General features: G+C 73.0%; 13 protein-coding genes. 9 read left to right on the top strand and 4 right to left on the bottom strand.

Annotation, left to right across the window (positions count from 1 at the left end; translation table 11 throughout):
• Positions 1–757: 757 nt before the first annotated feature.
• The 5 genes from OHA86_RS23575 (at position 758) to OHA86_RS23555 (ending at position 6,530) form a co-directional block, all read left to right on the top strand.
• The gene (locus OHA86_RS23575; protein WP_329178262.1) at positions 758–1,459 is read left to right on the top strand and encodes a GOLPH3/VPS74 family protein; all 702 of its coding nucleotides are present in this window, start codon (positions 758–760) and stop codon (positions 1,457–1,459) included.
• 451 nt (positions 1,460–1,910) lie between these two features.
• Positions 1,911–2,765, top strand: a complete 855-nt coding sequence (locus OHA86_RS23570; RefSeq protein WP_329178260.1) for a helix-turn-helix domain-containing protein — start codon at positions 1,911–1,913, stop codon at positions 2,763–2,765.
• Between the two features lie 249 nt (positions 2,766–3,014).
• Positions 3,015–3,224: a DUF397 domain-containing protein gene (locus OHA86_RS23565; RefSeq protein WP_329178258.1), complete on the top strand. Its 210-nt coding sequence runs from the start codon at positions 3,015–3,017 to the stop codon at positions 3,222–3,224.
• Positions 3,225–3,397: 173 nt separating this feature from the next.
• The gene (locus OHA86_RS23560; RefSeq protein ID WP_329178257.1) at positions 3,398–4,591 is read left to right on the top strand and encodes an aminotransferase-like domain-containing protein; all 1,194 of its coding nucleotides are present in this window, start codon (positions 3,398–3,400) and stop codon (positions 4,589–4,591) included.
• Between the two features lie 364 nt (positions 4,592–4,955).
• Positions 4,956–6,530, top strand: coding sequence for a sodium:solute symporter family protein (locus OHA86_RS23555; protein ID WP_329178255.1), 1,575 nt, complete (start codon positions 4,956–4,958; stop codon positions 6,528–6,530).
• A gap of 125 nt (positions 6,531–6,655) precedes the next feature.
• Here OHA86_RS23555 and OHA86_RS23550 read toward each other — a convergent pair whose 3' ends face one another.
• From OHA86_RS23550 to OHA86_RS23540, 3 genes are all read right to left on the bottom strand, one after another.
• Entirely contained in the window at positions 6,656–7,759 is a 1,104-nt protein-coding gene (locus OHA86_RS23550; RefSeq protein ID WP_329178253.1) for an ADP-ribosylglycohydrolase family protein, read from the bottom strand.
• Between the two features lie 173 nt (positions 7,760–7,932).
• On the bottom strand, positions 7,933–9,165 hold the full coding sequence (locus tag OHA86_RS23545) for a phosphodiester glycosidase family protein (protein ID WP_329178251.1): 1,233 nt from the start codon (positions 9,163–9,165) through the stop codon (positions 7,933–7,935).
• 315 nt (positions 9,166–9,480) lie between these two features.
• A complete protein-coding gene (locus OHA86_RS23540) occupies positions 9,481–12,066 on the bottom strand; it encodes a bifunctional FO biosynthesis protein CofGH (RefSeq protein ID WP_329178250.1) in 2,586 nt (861 codons plus the stop codon).
• Between the two features lie 761 nt (positions 12,067–12,827).
• Here OHA86_RS23540 and OHA86_RS23535 point away from each other — a divergent pair.
• Positions 12,828–14,351, top strand: a complete 1,524-nt coding sequence (locus tag OHA86_RS23535) for a CehA/McbA family metallohydrolase (protein ID WP_329178249.1) — start codon at positions 12,828–12,830, stop codon at positions 14,349–14,351.
• A 320-nt stretch (positions 14,352–14,671) separates the two neighbouring features.
• On the opposite strand, the gene OHA86_RS23530 is transcribed toward OHA86_RS23535, so the two are convergent.
• Positions 14,672–15,784 carry an AMP-binding protein gene (locus OHA86_RS23530; protein WP_329178247.1) on the bottom strand — a complete coding sequence of 371 codons (1,113 nt, stop codon included), beginning with the start codon at positions 15,782–15,784 and terminating at the stop codon, positions 14,672–14,674.
• Between the two features lie 366 nt (positions 15,785–16,150).
• Here OHA86_RS23530 and OHA86_RS23525 point away from each other — a divergent pair, with 366 nt between their 5' ends.
• The 3 genes from OHA86_RS23525 (at position 16,151) to OHA86_RS23515 (ending at position 20,459) form a co-directional block, all read left to right on the top strand.
• Positions 16,151–19,087 (top strand): AfsR/SARP family transcriptional regulator, encoded by a 2,937-nt coding sequence (locus tag OHA86_RS23525; RefSeq protein WP_329178245.1) that lies wholly within the window; start codon positions 16,151–16,153, stop codon positions 19,085–19,087.
• Positions 19,088–19,270: 183 nt separating this feature from the next.
• Positions 19,271–19,435, top strand: coding sequence for a hypothetical protein (locus OHA86_RS23520; RefSeq protein WP_329178243.1), 165 nt, complete (start codon positions 19,271–19,273; stop codon positions 19,433–19,435).
• A gap of 460 nt (positions 19,436–19,895) precedes the next feature.
• Positions 19,896–20,459 carry a hypothetical protein gene (locus tag OHA86_RS23515; RefSeq protein ID WP_329178242.1) on the top strand — a complete coding sequence of 188 codons (564 nt, stop codon included), beginning with the start codon at positions 19,896–19,898 and terminating at the stop codon, positions 20,457–20,459.
• Positions 20,460–20,477: the final 18 nt, after the last annotated feature.

Raw genomic sequence — 20,477 nt, 5'->3', positions numbered from 1 at the left:
CGCCCCGGCTCGTGTCCGGGCGCACCCGCGGACGGACTCCCGGGCGCGTCCTGCGGCCCGGGGTCACCGTCGGCTTCCGCTTCCTCGGTTGAAAGTTCACTCACCACAGCCGCACCAGCAGCCGCATCCGCACCTTCAGCACCAGTCTCCGGATCACGATTTGGTTCCGTTTTCCGGGGCTCCAGGGCCGGCCCGCGAGGCGACGGCGGGGCGGACGGCGTATCGGCGTCGGCCGTCGCGTCCGCGACCGCTACGTCACCCGGCGTATCCGCGACAGGACCGTCGGTGGATGCGGCGGCCGGGTGCGGGCGGGCGTCCGAGCCCGGCAGATCGGCCGATTCCGGGACGCCCGACTGGACGTCGCCGGCGGACGCACCCGCGTGCCGTACCGGCGTGGCGTCCACCACAGCCGCCTCACGCGCCTCATGAGGCGCCCGGAACACCACCAGCCTCGGGTCTGCGGCCTGCGCTGCGGCCCCGTCCCCCGATGTCCCACGCTGCTGTTCCCTGCCGGGGGACTCGCCCGCCACGCAGACCTCCTCCACACATCGTGCGGGGCGCCGCCCGGCGCCCCTACCCGTCCTGACCCACACTTGCAATAGTCCCGCGACAGGCCCGCAGGCCGTCCGCGACACCACCTCCGCCCCCGTAGACGAGAACGACATACCAGCCGGTTCCCGCCGATATGGAGAAGGCACTCTCGACAGGCCGGTGTGAGAGGCGTCACCCTGTCACTCATCCACGCGGGGAGGCATGGATGGGCAAGAGCCGCAGAACAATTCCGGAAGAGCTGTTGCTGCTCGCCCTGGACCCGACGACCGGGACCACGGCGCAGCCGCAATCACTCGACCTCGGCCTCGCCGGAGCACAGCTCGTCGAGCTGGCTCTGGCAGGACGGATAGCCCCTGACGGGGATCGTATCGCCGTGGTGCACCCACGGCCGACTGGAGATCCGACTCTGGACTCCGCTCTGGAACTGCTGCGCCGTCGTGGCAGCCCGGTGCGGGCGGTCCACTGGATCGGCGGACCCCGGCTGGGGCTCCGTCAGACGTATCTCGCGCACTTGGAACGGTGCGGCATGGTGCACGCCGTGCCGGGACAGATGTGCGGGGTGCTGCCGACCACTCGGTATCAGGCGACCGACAGCGCGGTCAGCCGGGAGATCAGATCCCGGTTGGACAGTGCGATCCGCACCGGCGTACCGCCGGACCCGCGGACCGCCGCGCTCGCCGCGCTCGCCCACTCCGTGGGTCTCGGCAAGCACCTGTACCCGGGCAACGAAGGCCGGTCGTCCAGATCGCGCCTGCGGGACCTGATCAGGTACGACCCGATGGGCGGACTCGTCGCGCACGCCGTGATGGACGTGCAGAACGGCGTGGCCGCGCAGCCCAAGCGCCCACCCGCCCAGGCACAACGCACGGTGGGACACGGCACGATGGCCAGGGCCGGTGCCCGCTGACGTTCAGCGCGTCCGAGCACACCGAGCACGCGAAAGCACACGGCAGTACGTGACCACCTGAACAGCACGGCGTGAGCAGCACCTCCAGTAAGTACGAGCGAGTACGAGCAGCACCAGAGCAGTGCCAGCAGTACGCGTACGCAACCCGTAACGCCACAGGACGGGCGGCGGTGTCCGTCGGCAGGGATAGGACACCGCGGATTCGGCCCCGTCCGCAGCGAGATCCCTCCGGGAGCCGCTGTGCCGCGCGGGGTGGCGGGCGCCGGACGGACGTCCGGACCCGGTGCCCCGCGCGGCACGTTTTCCCCCCGCTCACGAGGCGCGCGAGCAGCTTCCGCGCGCCCGGGGCGCAGGCCGGGCAATCTTGTTACGACCATTCGCCAGCGCGGCGATGACCGCTAGTGGCAGGCTGCTGACCATCAGTACGGTTCAGCGTGGAGGTGCACTTCCTGTGGTCGCCAGCGTCAACCCCACCGTCAGGCGCCGCCGTCTGGGTTCGGAGCTGCGCAAGCTCCGTGAGGAGAAGGGGATGACGGCCGAGGAGGTCGCGGCCCGGCTCCTGGTCTCCCAGTCCAAGATCAGCCGCCTGGAGAACGGCCGCCGCAGCATCAGCCAGCGCGACGTCCGCGACCTGTGCGGGGTGTACGGGGTCGAGGACGTGCGCGTTGTCGAATCGCTGATGCAGATGGCCAAGGAGTCCCGCCAGCAGGGCTGGTGGCACGCCTTCGGCGACATCCCCTACAGCGTCTACATCGGCCTGGAGACGGAGGCGGCGAGTCTGCGGGTCTTCGAACCCCAGGTGGTGCCCGGCCTGTTGCAGACCCAGCGCTACGCGAGCGCGGTGATCGCGGGCAATCTGCCCGAGGCGACGTCGGAGCAGGTCGAGAAGCGGGTCAGCGTGCGGATGCGCCGGCAGGAACGGATCACCGACCTCGACGGGCCGTTGCGGATGTGGGCGGTGGTGGACGAGGCGGCGCTGTGCCGCAAGGTCGGCGACGCGCAGATCATGCGCGAACAGCTCGCGCATCTCGTGGAATTGAGCCATCTGCCGCATGTCACCGTCCAGGTGCTGCCGTTCGAGGCGGGTGCGCACCCAGGACTGAGCGGGCAGTTCGCGGTGCTGGAGTTCACCGACACGACGGATGCCACGGTGGTCTATCTGGAGGGTGTGAACAGCGACCTGTATCTGGAGAAGGACACCGATGTGCAGGCCTACAGCGTGATGTACGAGCATCTGCGGGCGCAGGCGCTGAGCGCGGAGGCCACCCGGCAGTTCATCGGCGAGGCGGCCCTGCGGTACGCCTGATCCGGCAGGTCCCGGCCAAACGACGCATGGGGACGCCTCGGCGTGAAGGTGGGCAAATTACTCTACTACCCGATCATTGACAAGGGTTGCCAGGAATATGCCACCTGGTCGAGTGAAGGCCCCACCCGGCCGGTGATGTTGGCGAGTAGCGTCGATCGCAGTCAGGCAGTGGTGTACGCCACATCGCCACCGCGCGATCGCATTGCGGAGTACACCCCGCCGCCGTCACCAGCACAGACCGGAGCAGAGATGGCAATCAAGCTGGGCAACACCCCCGCGTGGCGCAAGTCCTCGCGGTCCACCGGAAACGGTGCCTGTGTCGAAGTGAAGTCCCCGGCTGTCGCGGCCGTCGTGGTCCGCGACTCGAAGGACCCGCAGGGTCCGGTGCTCACCTTCTCCCCCGAGGCGTGGTCGTCCTTCGTCACCGACGTGGACCACGGCACGTACGACCTGCGCTGACCGGTCGGCACCGGCCGCAGGACAGCACCACGAGTACAGCACCACCGCAAAAGCCCTCTCGACCGGCCGCCGTCCTGGCCGAGAGGGCTCGCTGCTGCCCCCGTCCGGCGCCCGGCTGACCGGATGCTGAAAAGTATCTGGACATTACAACGGTTTTTCGTAGGCTGCCGCACATGACGACGACCGCCGGAGCCGCACTGCCCGCACTTGCCGCACGCGCACGGGATGTGGGGGCTTCGCCGGTGCGGGAGATCCTGGCGCTGACCGCGCGGCCCGAGGTGATCTCCTTCGCCGGAGGGCTGCCCGCGCCCGAGTTGTTCGACGCGGAGGGGATCAGGGCGGCGTACGACCGGGTGCTGGCCGAGCGGGCGGGGACGGTGCTGCAGTATTCGACCACCGAGGGCGATCCGGCGCTGCGGGCCGCGGTGGCGGGGCGGCTGACCCGGCGGGGGCTCGGCACCGACGCCGACAGCGTCGTGGTGACGGGCGGTTCGCAGCAGGGGCTCGCGCTGCTCGCGACCGTACTGCTGGAGCCGGGCGATGTCGTGCTGGTGGAGAATCCGACGTATCTGGCGGCGTTGCAGTGCTTCGGCTTCGCGGGCGCCCGGGTGGTGCCGGTGCCGACCGACGAGGACGGGGTGCTGCCGGACGCGCTGGAGGAGCTGGTGCTGCGCGAGCGGCCCAAACTGCTCTACCTGATCCCCGACTTCCAGAACCCGACCGGCCGCACGCTGCCCGAGCAGCGCCGCCGCGCGGTCGCCGAGGTGGCCGGGCGGCACGGGCTGTGGATCGCCGAGGACGACCCGTACGGGGAGTTGCGCTTCGAGGGCGACCGCCGGCCGTGGATCAGCTCGTACGAGGCCGCCGCCGACCGTACGGTCCTGCTGGGCAGCTTCTCCAAGGTGATGGCGCCCGGGATGCGGCTGGGCTGGCTGCGGGCGCCGGCCGCGTTGCTGCGGCCCTGCGTGATCGCCAAGCAGGCGGCCGATCTGCACACCTCGACGGTGGACCAGGCGGCTGCCGCCCGCTACCTCGCCGACCGCGACCTGGACGCGCATCTGGACCGGGTGCGTACGGCCTACCGGGCCCGCAGGGACGCGCTGCTCGCCGGTCTGCCCGCGGCGCTGCCGCAGGGCAGTGCGTGGAACCGCCCCGAGGGCGGGATGTTCGTCTGGGTGCGGCTGCCCGCGGACCGGGACGCCACCGCGCTGCTGCGTACCGCGATCACGCACGACGTCGCCTATGTGCCGGGCGCACCCTTCTACGCCGCCGAGCCCGACCGGGCGACGCTGCGGATGTCCTTCACCACGCATACGCCCGAGGAGATCGCCGAGGGGCTGCGCCGCCTCGCGCGGGCCTTCGGCTGATCCCCGGCCGGCCCGCGCCCGGCCTACCCGCGACCGGCGGTCCGCCGGCGTCCTGCGCCCCTTTCCGAGCCGTACGGGACCCGCTCCCGTACGGCCGCTCTGCCGTGCCCGCGTCAAGCGAAGTGCCCGCTCATCGTGGGTTCGCGGCCCGGGGCGTCACAATGCCACGGACAGTAAAGAGAAAGTAAAATCGTTCGGCTTTCTGATCCGGATTCAGACTCTTGAACGCTGGGACCCTTGACCGGCCCTCCGGGCCAAGGGTTCAATCCCGGAAGTCCCCACTCCCGCACGGGGGCCAGCCGCCCGGGCGAGCGTCACGGCGAAGTGCGTTCCCGTTCACAAGGCGGACCCCCTGGAGGGGACAATGAACAGTCTCGACTGGACCGTGCTCATCGCCTACTTCGGCGTCATGATCGCGATCGGTGTGTGGTCGCACAAACGCGTCGACGACGTCGGCGACTACTTCACCGCGGGCGGCAGGATGCCGTGGTGGCTGTCCGGCATCTCGCACCACATGTCGGGCTACAGCGCGGTGATGTTCACCGGTTACGCGGGCATCTCCTACCAGTACGGCATCACGTCGTACGTCACCTGGGCGCTGCCCATCGCCATCGGGATCGCCATCGGCGCCAAGACCTTCGCGCCGCGGCTGAACCGGGTACGGTCCCGGCTGCACGTCGCCTCACCGCTCGAATACCTCAAGAACCGCTACAACCTCACCACACAGCAGGCGCTCGCCTGGTCCGGCGTCCTGCTCAAGATCGTCGACGTCGGCGCCAAGTGGGCCGCCATCGCGACCCTGCTGTCGGTCTTCACCGGCGTCACCATCACCCAGGGCATCGTCATCACCGGCGCGATCACCGCGGTCTACTGCACCGTCGGCGGGCTGTGGGCCGACGCGCTCACCGAACTGGGCCAGTTCGTCATCCAGCTGGTGGCCGGCCTGGCGATGCTGGTCGCCGCGCTGAACAAGCTCGGCGGCGTCAGCGGCATCTGGAACGTCTGGGACGAACCCGCGCTCCGCCACCACGGCCACCCCACCGCGGGCCCCTACACCACGGTCTTCCTGCTCGCCTACCTCTTCATCAAGACCTTCGAATACAACGGCGGCATGTGGAACCAGGCGCAGCGGTACATGGCCACGAGGTCCGCCAAGGAGGCCACCCGCAGTGCCGCGCTCTCCTCGGCGCTGTGGTTCGTGTGGCCCGTCGTGCTGTTCTTCCCGATGTGGGTCTCCCCGCTGCTCGTGCACGCCAAGAAGCCCGACGGCTCCGACTCCTACGCGCTGCTCACCGAACAGCTGCTGCCGCACGGGCTGCTGGGCCTGGTCGTGGTCGGCTTCTTCTCCCACACCATGGCCATGTGCTCCTCCGACGCCAACGCCATCTCGGCCGTCGTCACCCGCGACATCGCGCCCGCCTTCTCCCGGCAGGCCCGCGAGTGGACCGCCCGGGTCGGCCTCATCGCGGCCCGGATCACGACGCTGGCCTTCCTCGGCCTGTCCATGGCCGTCGCGACCCAGGTTAACTCGCCGGCCTTCAAGGACATCATCACGGTCGTGATCAAGTGGGTCGCCGGGCTCATGGGCCCGATCGCGATCCCCTTCATGCTCGGCCTGCTCCCCCGCTTCCGCCGCTCCGGCCCGACCGCGGCCCTCACCAGCTGGGCGCTCGGCCTGTTCGCCTTCTACCTGCTCAACTACCCCGTCAACGACGCGGTGTCGGGCGGCGTCCACCTCGAATACCAGATCTCGCTGCCGCTCGCGGTCTCGCTCGTGCTGTACGTGGTCGTCGGCTGGATCAAGCCGGAGGACACGCCGGAGCGGGACGCCCTCCTGGCGCGGATCAACTCCGACGGGGGCGGGGCGGGGTCGGTCGCTCTTCCCGAGCCGTCGCAAGCGGGGGACGACGCTCTGCGGCCGGCGGCCAGCACGGAATAGCAGCTGCGGGAGGCGGCGGCGGGTTCTCCTGTCGACCCGCCGCCGTGGTGGCGCGCGCAATTCCCCGCGCCCACGCGGTGGCCCTCCGCGGCGCGGGACGGGCGCCGCAAGGGCGCGGGAAAGGGCTACGCGGCGGGGTAGCGGTCCAGCCAGGCGGGGCTGGCGCCTGACGGGCCGTGCAGGGCGGGCGCCTGCGTCATCTCCATGGCGAAGTCGTCCGCGAGCTGCAGGATCGTCGCCCGGCCCTCCAGCTCCGCTATCCACGCGGGCGGCAGCGCCGTCTCCCCGTGCTGGACGCCCAGCAGATTGCCGCAGATCGACCCGGTCGAATCGCTGTCGCCCGAGTGGTTGACGGCGAGCAGCAGCCCGTGGCGCACGTCCTCGGCGACCAGCGCGCAATAGACGCCGATCGCCAGCGACTCCTCAGCCGTCCAGCCCTCCCCGAGGGCTTCGACGCGCTGCGGCGACGGCAAGCCCTGCCGTACGGCCCCCAGCGCGCTCTGGAGCGCGTCGGTCGTCTCCTGGTGGCCGGGGCGCGCGCCCAGCAGGGCAAGGGCGTGCTGGACGGACCCGTCCAGCGCCTCGCCGCGGGCGAGCCCGTGGATGATGACGGCGAAGGCGCCCGCGGCGAGCTGCCCGGTGGGGTGCCCGTGGGTCTGCGCGGCGCACTCCACCGCGAGCTGGAACACCAACTGCGGCTCCCAGCCGACCAGCAGCCCGAAGGGCGCCGAGCGCATCACCGTGCCGCACCCCTTGGAGCCGGGGTTCTTCGGCTCCTCCAGGGTGCCCATGCGGTCGTCCGAGAGGCCGGTGAGGCACGCGTTGCCCGGCGCCCTCCGCGCGTAGAGCCACTCCTCGCGGGCGAGCCAGCCGGCGTCCTTGCGGCGCTCGTCGGGGCCCCACTCGCTCTGTGTGGCCGACCAGCGGCGGTACGCGCGGTGGACGTCGGTGGGCGGGTGCCAGGCGCCGGTGTCCCGGCGCACCTGTGCGCGTATCAGGCCCTCGACGGTGAACAGCGTCATCTGCGTGTCGTCGGTGACCGCGCCGCGCCGCCCGTACGCGGTGACGTAGTCGGTGACCCCGTCGGGTCCGTGGTTGCCCTGGATCGCTTCGAGGGACTCGAACTCGATCCCCGCGCCGAGCGCGTCGCCGATCGCCCCGCCGAGCAGACAGCCACGGACGCGGCTGCGGAAGTCCTGCTGCTGCGCGCGTCCCCAGACAGCGGTCAAAGCGGTTCCCTCCGATCGTCCCCCGATCCGAACCCGTTCTGCGCCTGCACGATAGCCGACGTGGCCAGGAGCGGAAGGGGTGCGCGGGGTAGGTGAAGGTTGTCCCGGATGAGGCGGCTCCGGGGAGATGGCGGGATATCTCCCCGGAGTGCGCTCCGGCGCGCGAAGGGGGCTCAACCGGCCGCGAAGACGCCGATCCCGTTGGCGACCGGGCGCTCGACGCCGCCCGCCGGGTGGTTGCGTACGGTGACCGCGCCCGCGCCCGGGTCGCGGGCGACCAGGGTGCTGGAGCCGCCGCCGTCCAGGTTGACGGCGTTGTCGCAGCCCAATTCCTGCATCACGCCGGCCAGTTCCGCGACGGTCAGGCCCGCGTTCGCCTCGGCGCTGCCGTCCAGGGCGAGCAGCCGCAGCGTACGGCCGTGGTCGCCGAAACCTGCCGCTGTCCTGGTCGCCGCCGTCCTGTCGTCCAGGCCCGCGAGGGGCGCGCCGGCGCGCAGGACCGGAAAGCCGCCGACCGCGAAGGCGTACGGCACGTGGGCGGCGGACGGCGCCAGGTGCTCGTCGACGCGTACACGGTCGCCGGGCCGCAGCGTACGCAGCGTGTCCGCGCCGGCGTCCCGGCCCAGCAGCACGGTCGTGCCGCGGGGGACGGCGCCCGCGCCCGGTGCCTCCGCCACGGACACGACGCGGCCGGCGCGTACGGCGACCTCGTAGGTGTCGGTGCTGCACCCGGCCGCCCGGGAGGTGTCGCTGCCGCACACCGCGCGCCCGCGCGGGGCCGCGCCCCAGTCCGCGGTGTACGCGCCGGTGCCGCCGACCGGCAGGGCGTACTGGTTGAAGCCGCCCAGCGGGTAGCTGCCCGCGGCCGTACGCACCCGGCCGTGCAGCGTCAGCGTGTCGAGCCGCGCTCTGCGGTCGGTGCCGACGCCGAGCACGTCCCGCGTCGTTTCGCCCGCCGGCAGGCCGGGGCCGAACCGCTGGGCTGTCGGCACGGCGGCCTTCAGCGGGCGGCCCGAGCCGATCTCCGGGCCCACGGAGGAGCCGGTGGGGGTGACGCCGGGGTGCTGGCTCTCCTCGATGTCGAAGAAGTCGCCGTTCACGGCGGCGGTCGCACGGCGGGTGTCCGCCAGTTGCGAGACCGGCGCGCGGGCGGCGACGGTGCCGGGGGTGAGCAGGTCCACTCTCACCCGCGGATCGCGGAGGTCGATGGTGATCACGTGGCCATGTACGACGCCGTTCGCGGAATCCGCGGTGAACTCCCGGTAGTCCACGCCGCGCGCCAGCCGCTCGCTCCGGCCGTACGTCACCGCCCCCGCGGCGGCCTGCGCCCCGCCGGCCGCCGCTGTCCCGGCGATCACCGCCCCCGCCAACGCCGCAGCGCACATCCCGACATGACGCCGCCTCATGCGACCCCTCCGCTTCACTGGCCGGACGCCACCACTGTGCCAGGGGCGCGCGCGGCGGGGGTGCCGCTTGCGGTACGTCCTTGCGCGCGTCGCTGTCGTGGCTGGGCGCGCGGTTCCTCGCGCCCCCGAAACGTGCCCCTCCGGCGGTGGAGGACGAGCCCGGCAGGGGCGCGGGGAACTGCGCGGCCGGCCGCAGTGCGGCGGCACGGTGAACGCCACGGGAAGTGGCACCGGCCCAGGGGCGCTGGGGGCGGAGCCGGGCGGCAGGCCCGCCGCTCGGGGAAGGCCACGCGCGTCCCTCCCCGGCGGCGTCGACTAACCGTGCACGTCCCCCAGCACGGGCAGCAGTTCCGGCAGGTGGCCGTCGGAGGCGAGACCGGCCGCGACGCGCTCGGCGGGCACGTCGCCGTACAGCGTGGTGCGCTGCCGGGCGGGCCGGCCGGCCGCCTCCGCGATGGCGACCAGATCGCGGATCGAACGGTACGAGCCGTACCCCGAGCCCGCCATGCGGGAGATGGTCTCCTCCATCAGGGTGCCGCCGAGATCGTTGGCCCCCGAACGGAGCATGTCGGCGGCGCCGTCCGCGCCCAGCTTCACCCAGCTGGTCTGGATATTGGTGATGTGCGGGTGCAGCAGCAGCCGGGCCATCGCGGTGACGGCCCGGTTGTCGCGGGCGGTCGGCCCGGGGCGGGCGATACCGGCCAGGTAGACGGGCGCGTTGGTGTGGATGAAGGGCAGCGTCACGAATTCGGTGAAGCCGCCGGTGCGCTGCTGGATCTCGGCGAGCAGCCGCAGATGGCCGAGCCAGTGGTGCGGCTGGTCCACGTGCCCGTACATCATGGTGGACGAGGAGCGGATGCCCAGCTCATGGGCGGTGCTGACCACCTCGACCCAGGTGGCGGTGGGGAGTTTGCCCTTGGTCAGGACCCAGCGCACCTCGTCGTCGAGGATCTCGGCGGCTGTGCCGGGGATCGAGTCGAGGCCCGCCTCCTTGGCGGCGGTCAGCCAGTCGCGGATCGACATCCCGGTGCGGGTCGCCCCGTTGACGACCTCCATCGGCGAGAAGGCGTGCATGTGCATGCCGGGGACGCGGGCCTTGACCGCCCGCGCGATGTCGAAGTACGCGGTGCCCGGCAGGTCGGGGTGGATGCCGCCCTGCATGCACACCTCGGTCGCGCCGACCTCCCACGCCTGCTGGACCCGGTCGGCGACCTGGTCCATGGACAGGGTGTAGGCGTCGGCGTCGGTGCGGCGCTGCGCGAAGGCGCAGAAACGGCAGCCGGTGTAGCAGACGTTGGTGAAGTTGATGTTCCGCGTCACGATGTACGTGACCTCGTCGCCGACGACGTCCCTGCGCAGGTCATCCGCGATCCGGCACAGCGCGTCCAGCGCCGGGCCGTCGGCGTGCAGCAGCGCGAGCGCCTCGGCGTCGGTGAGCTTCGTCGGGTCGTCGGCCGCCGTGGACAGCGCCCCGCGGACGTCGGCGTCCACCCGGTCGGGCACCATGCCCGGCGCGGCCTGTTCGCGCAGTTCCTCCCAGTCGCCGTAGACGTCGTCGAAGTCGTCCCTGCGGTCGGCGGTACGGCCCTCGGTGTCGATCGTGCGGTGCAGGTCCGTACGCCCGCCGGCCGCGGGGAAGGCCTCGTCCGGCTCCTGCCACGGCCGGCCCTCGACCACGGCGTCCTGCCGCGCGAGGCCGGTCGCGGGATCGGCCAGCGCCCGTACGTGCGGGACCAGGCGCGGGTCGAGCCACGGTTCGCCGCGCAGCACGAACTCGGGGTAGATGGTCAGGCGTTCGCGCAGCGTGAAGCCGGCCTCCGCCGTACGCGCCGCCAGGTCGTCGATCTGCGGCCAGGGGCGCTCGGGATTGACGTGGTCGGGGGTCAGCGGCGAGACGCCGCCCCAGTCGTCGATGCCGGCCTCGATGAAGCGGGCGTATTCGCCGTCGACCAGATTCGGCGGCGCCTGGATACGGGCCGCCGGGCCCAGCACCACGCGTGCCACCGCGATGGCCGCGGCCAGCTCCTCCAGCTCCGCGTCCGGCATGCCGCGCATCGCGGTGTCGGGCTTGGCCCGGAAGTTCTGGACGATCACTTCCTGGACGCCGTGGTAGCGGCGGGCGGTGCGGCGTATCGCGAACAGCGACTCGGCGCGCTCCTCGTAGGTCTCCCCGATGCCGATCAGGATGCCGGTCGTGAACGGCACATTGGAGCGGCCCGCGTCCTCCAGGACCCGCAGCCGTACCGCGGGCTCCTTGTCCGGCGAACCGAAGTGCGGCCCGCCGCGCTCTGACCACAGCCGGGTCGCCGTCGTCTCCAGCATCATGCCCATCGACGGGGCGACCGGCTTGAGCCGCTGCAGATCCGTCCACGACAGCACCCCCGGGTTGAGGTGCGGCAGCAGCCCGGTCTCCTCCAGCACCCGGATCGACATCGCGCGTACGTACGCGAGCGTGTCGTCGTAACCGTGCGCGTCCAGCCACTCCCGCGCCTCGGGCCAGCGGTCCTCCGGGCGGTCCCCGAGCGTGAACAGCGCTTCCTTGCAGCCCATGGCGGCGCCGCGGCGGGCGATGTCCAGCACCTCGTCCGGCGAGAGGTACATGCCGTGGCCGTCCCGGCGCAGTTTGCCGGGCACCGTCACGAAGGTGCAGTAGTGGCAGGTGTCCCGGCACAGCCGCGTCAGCGGTATGAAGACCTTCCGCGAATACGTGATGACGCCGGGGCGGCCCGCCGCGTCGAGCCCCGCGTCGCGCACGCGGGCCGCGGTCTCGGCCAGCCGCGCCAGGTCGCCGCCGCGGGCTTGCAGCAGCACGGCGGCCTCGCCCGTGTCGAGGGCGACGCCGTCCGCCGCGCGGTGCAGGGCGCGGCGCATGGCGTTGGCGGTGGGCGGGGACAAGGTCATTCCCCGAGCATAGGTCGCTGCCCCGACATTCCACTGTCCTCGCCGCACCGTGCGGCCTGTCACCAATCTCTCCCGCCGGGCGGGAATACGGCCGTGCGCGTCGGCGCCTCAGCCGCGACGCGCCGCCGTGCACGGACCCCCCGCCGGCGCCGCGGTGAACGGCGCGCCCGACCCACGCCACCGTCGCGTGCGGACCGCCACCACCCCTTGGGGGCGCGAGGCGCCGCGCCCCCGACCCTGACGGCGCACCGCCCCGCCCCGCAGGGACGCGGGGAACTGCCGACCGGCCACGACGTGCCGTCACGTACGAACTCCCCGCACCATCCCAGGGCGCGGGGAACTGCGCGTGCAACCACCCACCCGCCATCGCGTGGCAATGCACCGCCGCCGCCCCGAAGGCGCGGGGAACTGCGCGACCGGCCCAGCACGCGCGGGCCGTCACCGACCCAAAGGGGCTGTCCGGTCCGATCCCGGACCACCGGCCGGTGGCCGGTTGCGCGCGCAGTTTCCCGCGCCCCTGGTGGGCACCCCAGCACCAGCCGAGGGGCACCCTCCTACGCGGAGGCACCGCCAGCCCAGGGGCACCCCCTTGCCGAAAGGGAGCCGCCCAACCCAGGCGCCCGGGGGATGCGCACCCGCCGACGCAGCGAAACCCCCAGCGCCGCGTCGGCGGAGGGGAACCGCGCAACCGCCCCCGGGGGCTTGGCGGGGTTCGGGTGAAGGCCACCCCGACGTCACCCGCCGGTGGAACCGTACGGGCCATGGACCGACGCGACGCACTGAAACTCTCCGCGCTGGCTAGCGCGACCGGCATCCTCACGCTGGCCCCCGTGAACTTCGCCGCAGCCTCCGACAAATCCTCCTCACCAGGTCAGGACGGCGACCTGACGAGGACCGTGACCGGCCACCTGCCCACCGGCGCCGCCGACTTCGTGTACCTGCCGGTCGAGGTGCCGCGCGGGATGCGGCAGATCGCCGTGTCGTACACGTACGACCGGCCGGCCGTCCCGGCCGGCACCCTCGGCAATGCGTGCGACATCGGCGTCTTCGACCAGCACGGCACCGGCCTCGGCGGCCGCGGCTTCCGCGGCTGGTCGGGCGGCGCGCGCACCGAGTTCGCGATCAGCGCGCAGGAGGCCACGCCGGGCTATCTGGCCGGGCCGGTCGAGGCGGGCACCTGGTACGTCGTCCTGGGCCCGTACACGGTGGCGCCGCAGGGTCTCGACTACTCGGTGACCGTCACCCTGACGCCCGGCGACCGGGGCCGCACCCCGGCGCCGCACTATCCGCCGGAGCAGATCGCCGGCCGGGGCCGCGGCTGGTACCGCGGCGACTGCCACCTCCACACGGTGCATTCCGACGGCAAGCGCACCCTGGAGCAGTTGGCCGCGCTGGCCCGCGAGGCGAAGCTGGACTTCATCAATTCCAGTGACCACAACACCAGCTCCGCCCACCCCTTCCTCGGCCCGCTGGCGGGCGACGACCTGCTGATCCTCACCGGCGAGGAGGTGACCACCCGCAACGGCCACTTCCTGGCGATCGGCCTGGACGGCGGCGAGTTCGTCGACTGGCGCTACCGGGCGCGCGACAACGCCTTCGGCTCCTTCGCGCGGCAGATCCGCCGCGCGGGCGGCATCGTGGTGCCGGCCCACCCGTACGGCACGAGCCTGGCCAGCCAGTGGAAGTTCGGCTACGACGACGTCGACGCGATCGAGGTCTGGAACGGCCCCTGGACCAGCGACGACGAGGCGTCCCTGCTGACCTGGGACAATCTGCTGACCGGCGCGGTCCGCCGCGGCGACGGCCACTGGATTGCGGCGATGGGCAACTCCGACGCCCACCGCGACCCCGACGTCGTGGGCCTCCCGCAGACCGTCGTGCTGGCGGACGGCCTCAACCGCCGCGCCCTACAGGCCGGTATCCGGGCCGGCCGCTCCTGGATCGCGGAGAACGCCGAGGTGCAGCTCGCCTTCACCGCGTCGGGGCCGCACGGCGAGCACGCGGGCATCGGCGACCGGCTGCCGGTCGCACCCGACGCCGTGGTGACGGTGGGCCTGACCGTCTCGGGTGTTCCGGCCGACGCCCTGCTGCGCCTGGTCTCCGACGAGGGCCAGGTGTTCGCGGCGCCGCTGCCCGCGTCGGGCACGGTCAGCTGGCGGACCACCGCCTCGGCGGCGGCCTATGTCCGCGCCGAGGTCCGCCACCCGGCTCCCGCGGGCACCCCGGCCGGCCTCCCCGGCCCTGCCGCGGCGATCACCAACCCGATCTGGCTCGGCCGCGAGTAACGTCCCCGGGTGCGCCGGGCAGCCCGCCGCGGCCCGGCGCACCCCCGTTGTGCCGGGGCCGGACCAGCGCCCTGGAGTCCCGCCCGGAATTCACCCGGTCCACCGCCAATCCCCGCCTGGCCGTCGTACGGGCCGTGGACGGGCGGCGCGGGGCCGTGCGGTGGCCCGTCGGGGTGTGCTGTCGAACCGGGCCGTACGGCATGCGGCCGGGCGCCGCCGGACCGAGCCGGGCCGCCGTGCTCAGCGCGCGAAACGCCAGCAGGTGGCGCGGGCGGCCGGAATTCACCGGTCCGCCGCCCGGACGCGCCAGGGCGGCGGCGTCAGCCCGTCACCCTCACCGGGAGCAGGATGCGCCACACGGCCTCCTCCAGGCCGTGCACCGCCGCGATCCAGCCGATGTTCTCCTCGTCGGTGCCGAGCCGGACCGCCTGGGCGAGTTCGGTCATCACCTCGGCGAGGTCGCCGTGGCCCATGGCCGCTTCGAGCCGCCCGCCCGTGGGGCCGTCGTCGTGGTAGCGGTGGTAGGCGGGGGCGCCGCGCAGGACGCCGACCGGGCGCCACTGCTGGGCCAGCCGCCACACGGGCTCGCCCGCGACACGTACGCCGTCCGCCTCGACCACCTGCGTACGGTTGCGGTCCACCTCCAGCGCGTGCCAGCCGTCGGTGCCGGTGAGGATCAGGTCGGGGTCGCAGCGCTGGACGGCGCGCGGCACCGTACGGGTGGCGCCGGAGGCGGGCAGGACGAGCGGGACCGCGGCCATGCCGGCGTAGAGGCAGCCGAAGAAGGCACCTGCCAGGTCGGGGCCCTCGGGGTAGACGAGCAGGACGCGGCTGCCCGGGCTCAGCAATGTACCGAGCCGGGCGGCCACCGCTCTGGCGCGCCGGTCGAGTTCGGCGAAGCTGCAGCCCGCGGTGCCGATACCGGCGTCGGCGCGGCATTCGAAGGGCAGCTCGGGCACGAGTGCGGGGTGCCGTTCGGCGCGCCGCCGCAGCAGCGGTCCCGGCAGCCGGCCGCCGTCCCCCGCGACCGGCCGGGCGCCGCCGCCCCCGCCGCCTATTCGCGCCCGGCGCGGCTTGCTGTGCTTTCCGCCGCTCATTGCAGCGGTTTCCCGCGGCGCGGCATATTGCGGCGCGTACGCCGGGCTCGGCGGCTGCGCGGCATGCAGCCGCCGTACGGTGGCGTGCCGCGGCCTGCCCCACCAGCCGGACTGCTCAAGGCCGTCCGGCGTGCCGACCGGGCCGGCGCCGTCGAGCGCGCCCGAGCCGTCCGACGCACCCGGCCGGTACGTGTTCGACTCGTACGCCTCGGTCCCGGATCCGCCGGTCCCGTACGCACCGGTCCCGAACCCGCCGGTCCCGAACCCGCCGGTCCCGAACCCGCCGGTCCCGAACCCGCCGGCCGCATATCCGTCAGCCCCGCCGGGGCCCCGCACCACTGTCCGGTACGAACCATTCGCGCGATCCGCGCACTTCGCACACATCGCGGTTCAGTTACCCGTCCTGTCGCGCAAAGCTCCACGGCACGATCCATCCCCACACACCACAACCTCCGCGCACGCACAGCCGGAATCTCAAATTCAGCCCAACTTCAGCCGTTGGGCCGGTTAGGGACCCGCATGGGGTGACCCGGGGCGCCCCGACACGGCAAACTGACACGGGCGGGGCCGAACCAGAGGCTCGGCCGACGAGTGCCATGCGGACAACTGTTCCGTCCGGCGATGAACGATTGATATACGCGCGGAGAGCCGACCCGGCCCTTTCCTGACCGGTGCGGCTCGCAGGCGGTTCAGGGGGCATGCATGGGAAGCAGGACGGAACCGGGCAGCGGCCTGCGGTTCGCGGTCCTCGGGCCGGTACGCGCCTGGCGCGACGGCCAGCCAATCGTGACCGGCGCACCCCAGCAACGCGCGCTGCTGGCCGTCCTGCTGCTGCGCGGCGGGCGGACGGCCACCGCGTCGGAGCTGCTCGACGCCCTGTGGGGCGAGTCCCCGCCCAATACGGCGCTGGCCGCCCTGCGCTCGTACGCCTTCCGGCTGCGCAAGGCGCTCGGCTCGCAGACGCTGGTCACCGATTCGGGCGGCTACGCCATCCACGTCCCCGTCGAGGCGCTGGACGCCACCTGGGTCGAGCAGTTGGCCGCCGAGGCGGAGAAGGTGCGCCAGACCGATCCGGCGCAGGCCCGCGAACTCCTGGTCGATGCCCTGGACATGTGGAAGGGCGAGCCGCTGGCCGGGCTGCCGGGGCCCTTCGCCGAGACCCAGCGGGGCCGGCTCACCGAATGGCACCTGGGCCTGATCGAGCTGCGGCTCGAACTCGACCTGGAAATGGGCGCCCATGCCGAGGCGGTCTCCGAGCTGACCGCGATCACCGCCGAGCACCCGCTGCGCGAGCGGCTCCGCGGCCTGCTGATGCTCGCCCTGTACCGCAGCGGACGCCAGGCGGAGGCCCTCGGCGTCTACGCCGACACCCGGCGGCTGCTGGCCGACGAGCTGGGCATCGACCCCTCGGCCGAGCTGAGCGACCTGCACCAGCGCATGCTGGAGGCGGACGCCGGCCTCGCCCCGCCGCACGGCGCCACCGCGCCCGGTGCCCCGGAATTCCTGCGCCCCGCGCAGCTGCCCGCCACCGTCTCCGACTTCACCGGCCGCGCCGCCTTCGTCCGCGAACTGGGCGAGCAGCTGGCCGGCGCGTCGCAGGGCAGCGGGGTGATGGCGGTCTCCGCGGTCGCGGGCATCGGCGGCGTCGGCAAGACCACGCTCGCCGTCCAGGTCGCGCACGAGGCCCGCGAGGCCTTCCCCGACGGGCAGTTGTACGTCGACCTGCAAGGCACCGGGCCGCGGCCGGCCGAACCCGAGGCCGTACTCGGCTCGTTCCTGCGCGCCCTCGGCCTTCCCGACGGCGCCATCCCCGACTCGCTGGCCGACCGCGCCGCCCTCTACCGGTCCACGCTCGACGGCCGCCGCGTGCTCGCGCTGCTCGACAACGCCTACGACGCCGCCCAGATCCGGCAGTTGCTGCCCGGCACACCCGGCTGCGCCGCGCTGGTCACCAGCCGGATGCGGATGGTGGACCTGGCCGGCGCGCACCTGGTCGACCTCGACGTGATGTCGCCCGAGGAGTCGCTGCTGCTGTTCACCCGCATCGTCGGCGAGGAGCGGGTCAACAGCGAGCGGCAGGCCGCCCTCGACGTCGTCGCCGCCTGCGGATTCCTGCCGCTCGCGATCCGGATCGCCGCCGCCCGGCTGGCCGCCCGCCGCACCTGGACGGTGTCGGTACTGGCCAACAAGCTCGCCGACCACCGGCGGCGGCTGGACGAACTGCGGGCCGGCGACCTCGCCGTCAAGGCCACCTTCGCCCTCGGCTACGACCACCTGTCGCCGGCCCAGGCCCGCGCCTTCCGGCTGCTCTCGCTGCCCGAGGGACCCGACATCTCGCTGGACGCCGCCGCGGCCGTGCTCGACCTGGACCGCTACCGGACCGAGGAGCTGCTCGAAGCGCTGGTCGACATCAGCCTCATCGAGTCGGCGGCGCCCGCCCGCTACCGCTTCCACGACCTGCTGCGGCTCTACGCCCGCGAGCGCGCCGAGACCGACGAGACCCACGAGGTGCGCTGCGCGGCGCTGTCCCGGCTGCTGGACTTCTCCCTCGCGTCGGCGGTGTCCGCGTACGCGCTGGAGAATCCCGGCGACCGCGTCATCGACCACCTCGCCCCGACCAGCCACCCCGGTATGACCTTCCGCACCAGGGAAGAATCCCTGGACTGGATGTTCTCCGAGGCCCAGGGGCTGCTGGCGGCCGTGCAGCAGGCCGCGGACGGCGGCTGCGAGAGCTTCCTGCGGCGCGCGGTGGACGTTCTGCTCGTCGCCCAGGACCTGATGGAATCCGGCGTCTACGCCCGGCAGTACGAGCAGGCCACCCGCGCGATCGTGACCACCGCCCACGACTGCGGCGACACCCTGGTCGACGGCCGCGGCCGGGTGTGGCTGGGGCAACTGCTGCGGCTGTCGGCCAGGTTCGAGGAGGCGGAGGAGGAGACCAAGCGCGCCCTGGTGCTCGGCCTGGCCGCAGAGGACCCGATGACGTGCAGCTACGCCCCGAACCTGCGCGGCATCCTGGCCCTTCGCGGTCTCCGCTTCGCCGAGGGCGCGGAATATCTCACCAGCGCTCTGGACGCCTTCAGGGCGGACGGCAACAAGCACGGCGAGGCCGCGGCGCTCAGCAATCTGGCGCGCGCACAGCTGGACCTGGGGGACGACACCGCGGCGATCGCCGCCACCGAGCGCGTCGTGGCGATCTACCGCGAACTCGGCGCCGGCTTCCGGCTCGGCAACGGCCTGTACTCGATGGGCATCACCCTGACCGCCACCGGCTCCCACGACGGCGCCCTGGGCTGCCTCACCGAGGCGCTGGAGATCTTCCGCGCGGCCCGGCAGCAGTTCTGGGAGGGCATGACCCTCTACCGGCTGGCCCAGCTCCACCTGGCCGCGGGCCGCTACCGGCAGTCGGCCTCCCATGTCGAGCAGGCCCTGGTCATCATGCGCGAGATCGGCGGCGACTGGCGTACCGCGAACGCGCTGACCGTCCTCGGCCAGGCCCTTGCCGCCATGGGCCAGGAAGTACGCGCGCACGCCTGCTGGCACGACGCGCTGGCCGCCTATGCCGCGCTGGGTTCGCCCGAGATCGCCGAAGTGCGCCGGCTGCTGGGCGACGAGTCGGAGTCGTCGGCCGCGGTCTGACCGGGGGCGGGGTGTCGTTCGACAACCGGCATTGCCCAACTGAGGCCGTTTATCAGTTGATTATCGGCGGGTGTCAGGATTCCATCACTGCACGAGCTGCCCGCTCGGTAGTGCACGGGGGTCGCTGCCGGGCGGGCGTTACGACAGCGTCCCCAAAGCTGGACACGCACACAGGAGAGCACCATGAGCGCAGAGCAGCCGAAGGTCCCGAACACCGGCGACGGCACCGTCGAGCCGGACAACTTCCACGCCGAGGGCACGCCTGAGACCGTTCCGGGCGCACCGCTCACCGCCAAGCCCGGCACGGTGAAGCCGGACAACTTCCACGCCGAGGGCACCAAGCAGTAACGCCTGAGGTCTGGGTCCACGGGGGAACGGGGGGCCGCCCGGGAGGGGGAAGCGTTCGCGGTTCAGGGGACCGCGAACGTTCGCCCCGGGCGCGCACAGCAGACTGGCCGCAGCTGGGAGGGGGCGCTGCGGTCAGTTTGCTGTGCGTACGTGAGCGTGGCCACGGGGGGGGCGGGGGCGCGGGGAATCGCGCGCGCGACCGTCGTGTGCCAGCGCAGCCGCACATCTCCACGGGCGCGGAAACTGCGCGCGCGACCGGCACGACCGTCCCGTGCGAAGGCGCCCCCACCGCCCCACGGGCGCGGAGACTGCGCGCCGCCCCGCCGCAACCGCACCGCCGCGTGACAATGCACCGCGGCCGTGCACCCCGGGCGCGTCGCCCTCGCGTGGCGAGAGCCCGGTTCGCGGCGTAGCCTCGGCTCCGAGGGGGCTGAGTACGCGAAAGAGGCGGTGCCGCCAGATGCTCCGCAACATCTCCGGCTCACTCCTCGCGCTCATCGGAGCGGTGCTCGCCGTCCAGAGTCCCTTCCGTGTCTGGTACGGCGGGCGTCACGGGTCCGACATCCGGGTCGACGACCTCTTCACCGGGGTCGGCGTCACCCCGGCAGCCGCGGCCCTGCTCGGCTCCCTCTTCCTTCCGCTGGGCTTCGCCGCCCTGCTCGCCCTGCTGGGCGTACTGCTGCGGTCCCGGTCGGCCGTCGGCGCGGCGGGCGTCCTGGTCCTGGGCGTCACCGTGCTGTGGATGGTCCGCCAGGGCCAGTCCGCCGGATCGCTCACCGCCGGCGGCGACGGCCTCGACATCGGTGTGGCGGCGGCGTTCGGCGGCGGCACCCTGCTGCTGCTCGGAGCGGCCATGATGCCGGGCCGCACGACGCGCCACATCGAGCCGTCCCCGCCGTGGGAGCAGCCGTACAAGAAGCCGTACGCCGACGCCCCGGCCGCCGCACCGCCCGAGCCCGGCTACCGCCCGCAGGACGACGACACCCTCACCCTGCCCCCGCTGTCCGACCGGCCCCCGGACTGACCGGGGAGGGCGGGCAGG

It is taken from the genome of Streptomyces sp. NBC_01477, assembly GCF_036227245.1.
In the GTDB taxonomy this organism is placed as follows: Bacteria; Actinomycetota; Actinomycetes; order Streptomycetales; family Streptomycetaceae; genus Actinacidiphila.
Note: the sequence above shows the minus strand (reverse complement) of the source record. Positions and strands in the feature narration are given on the sequence as shown.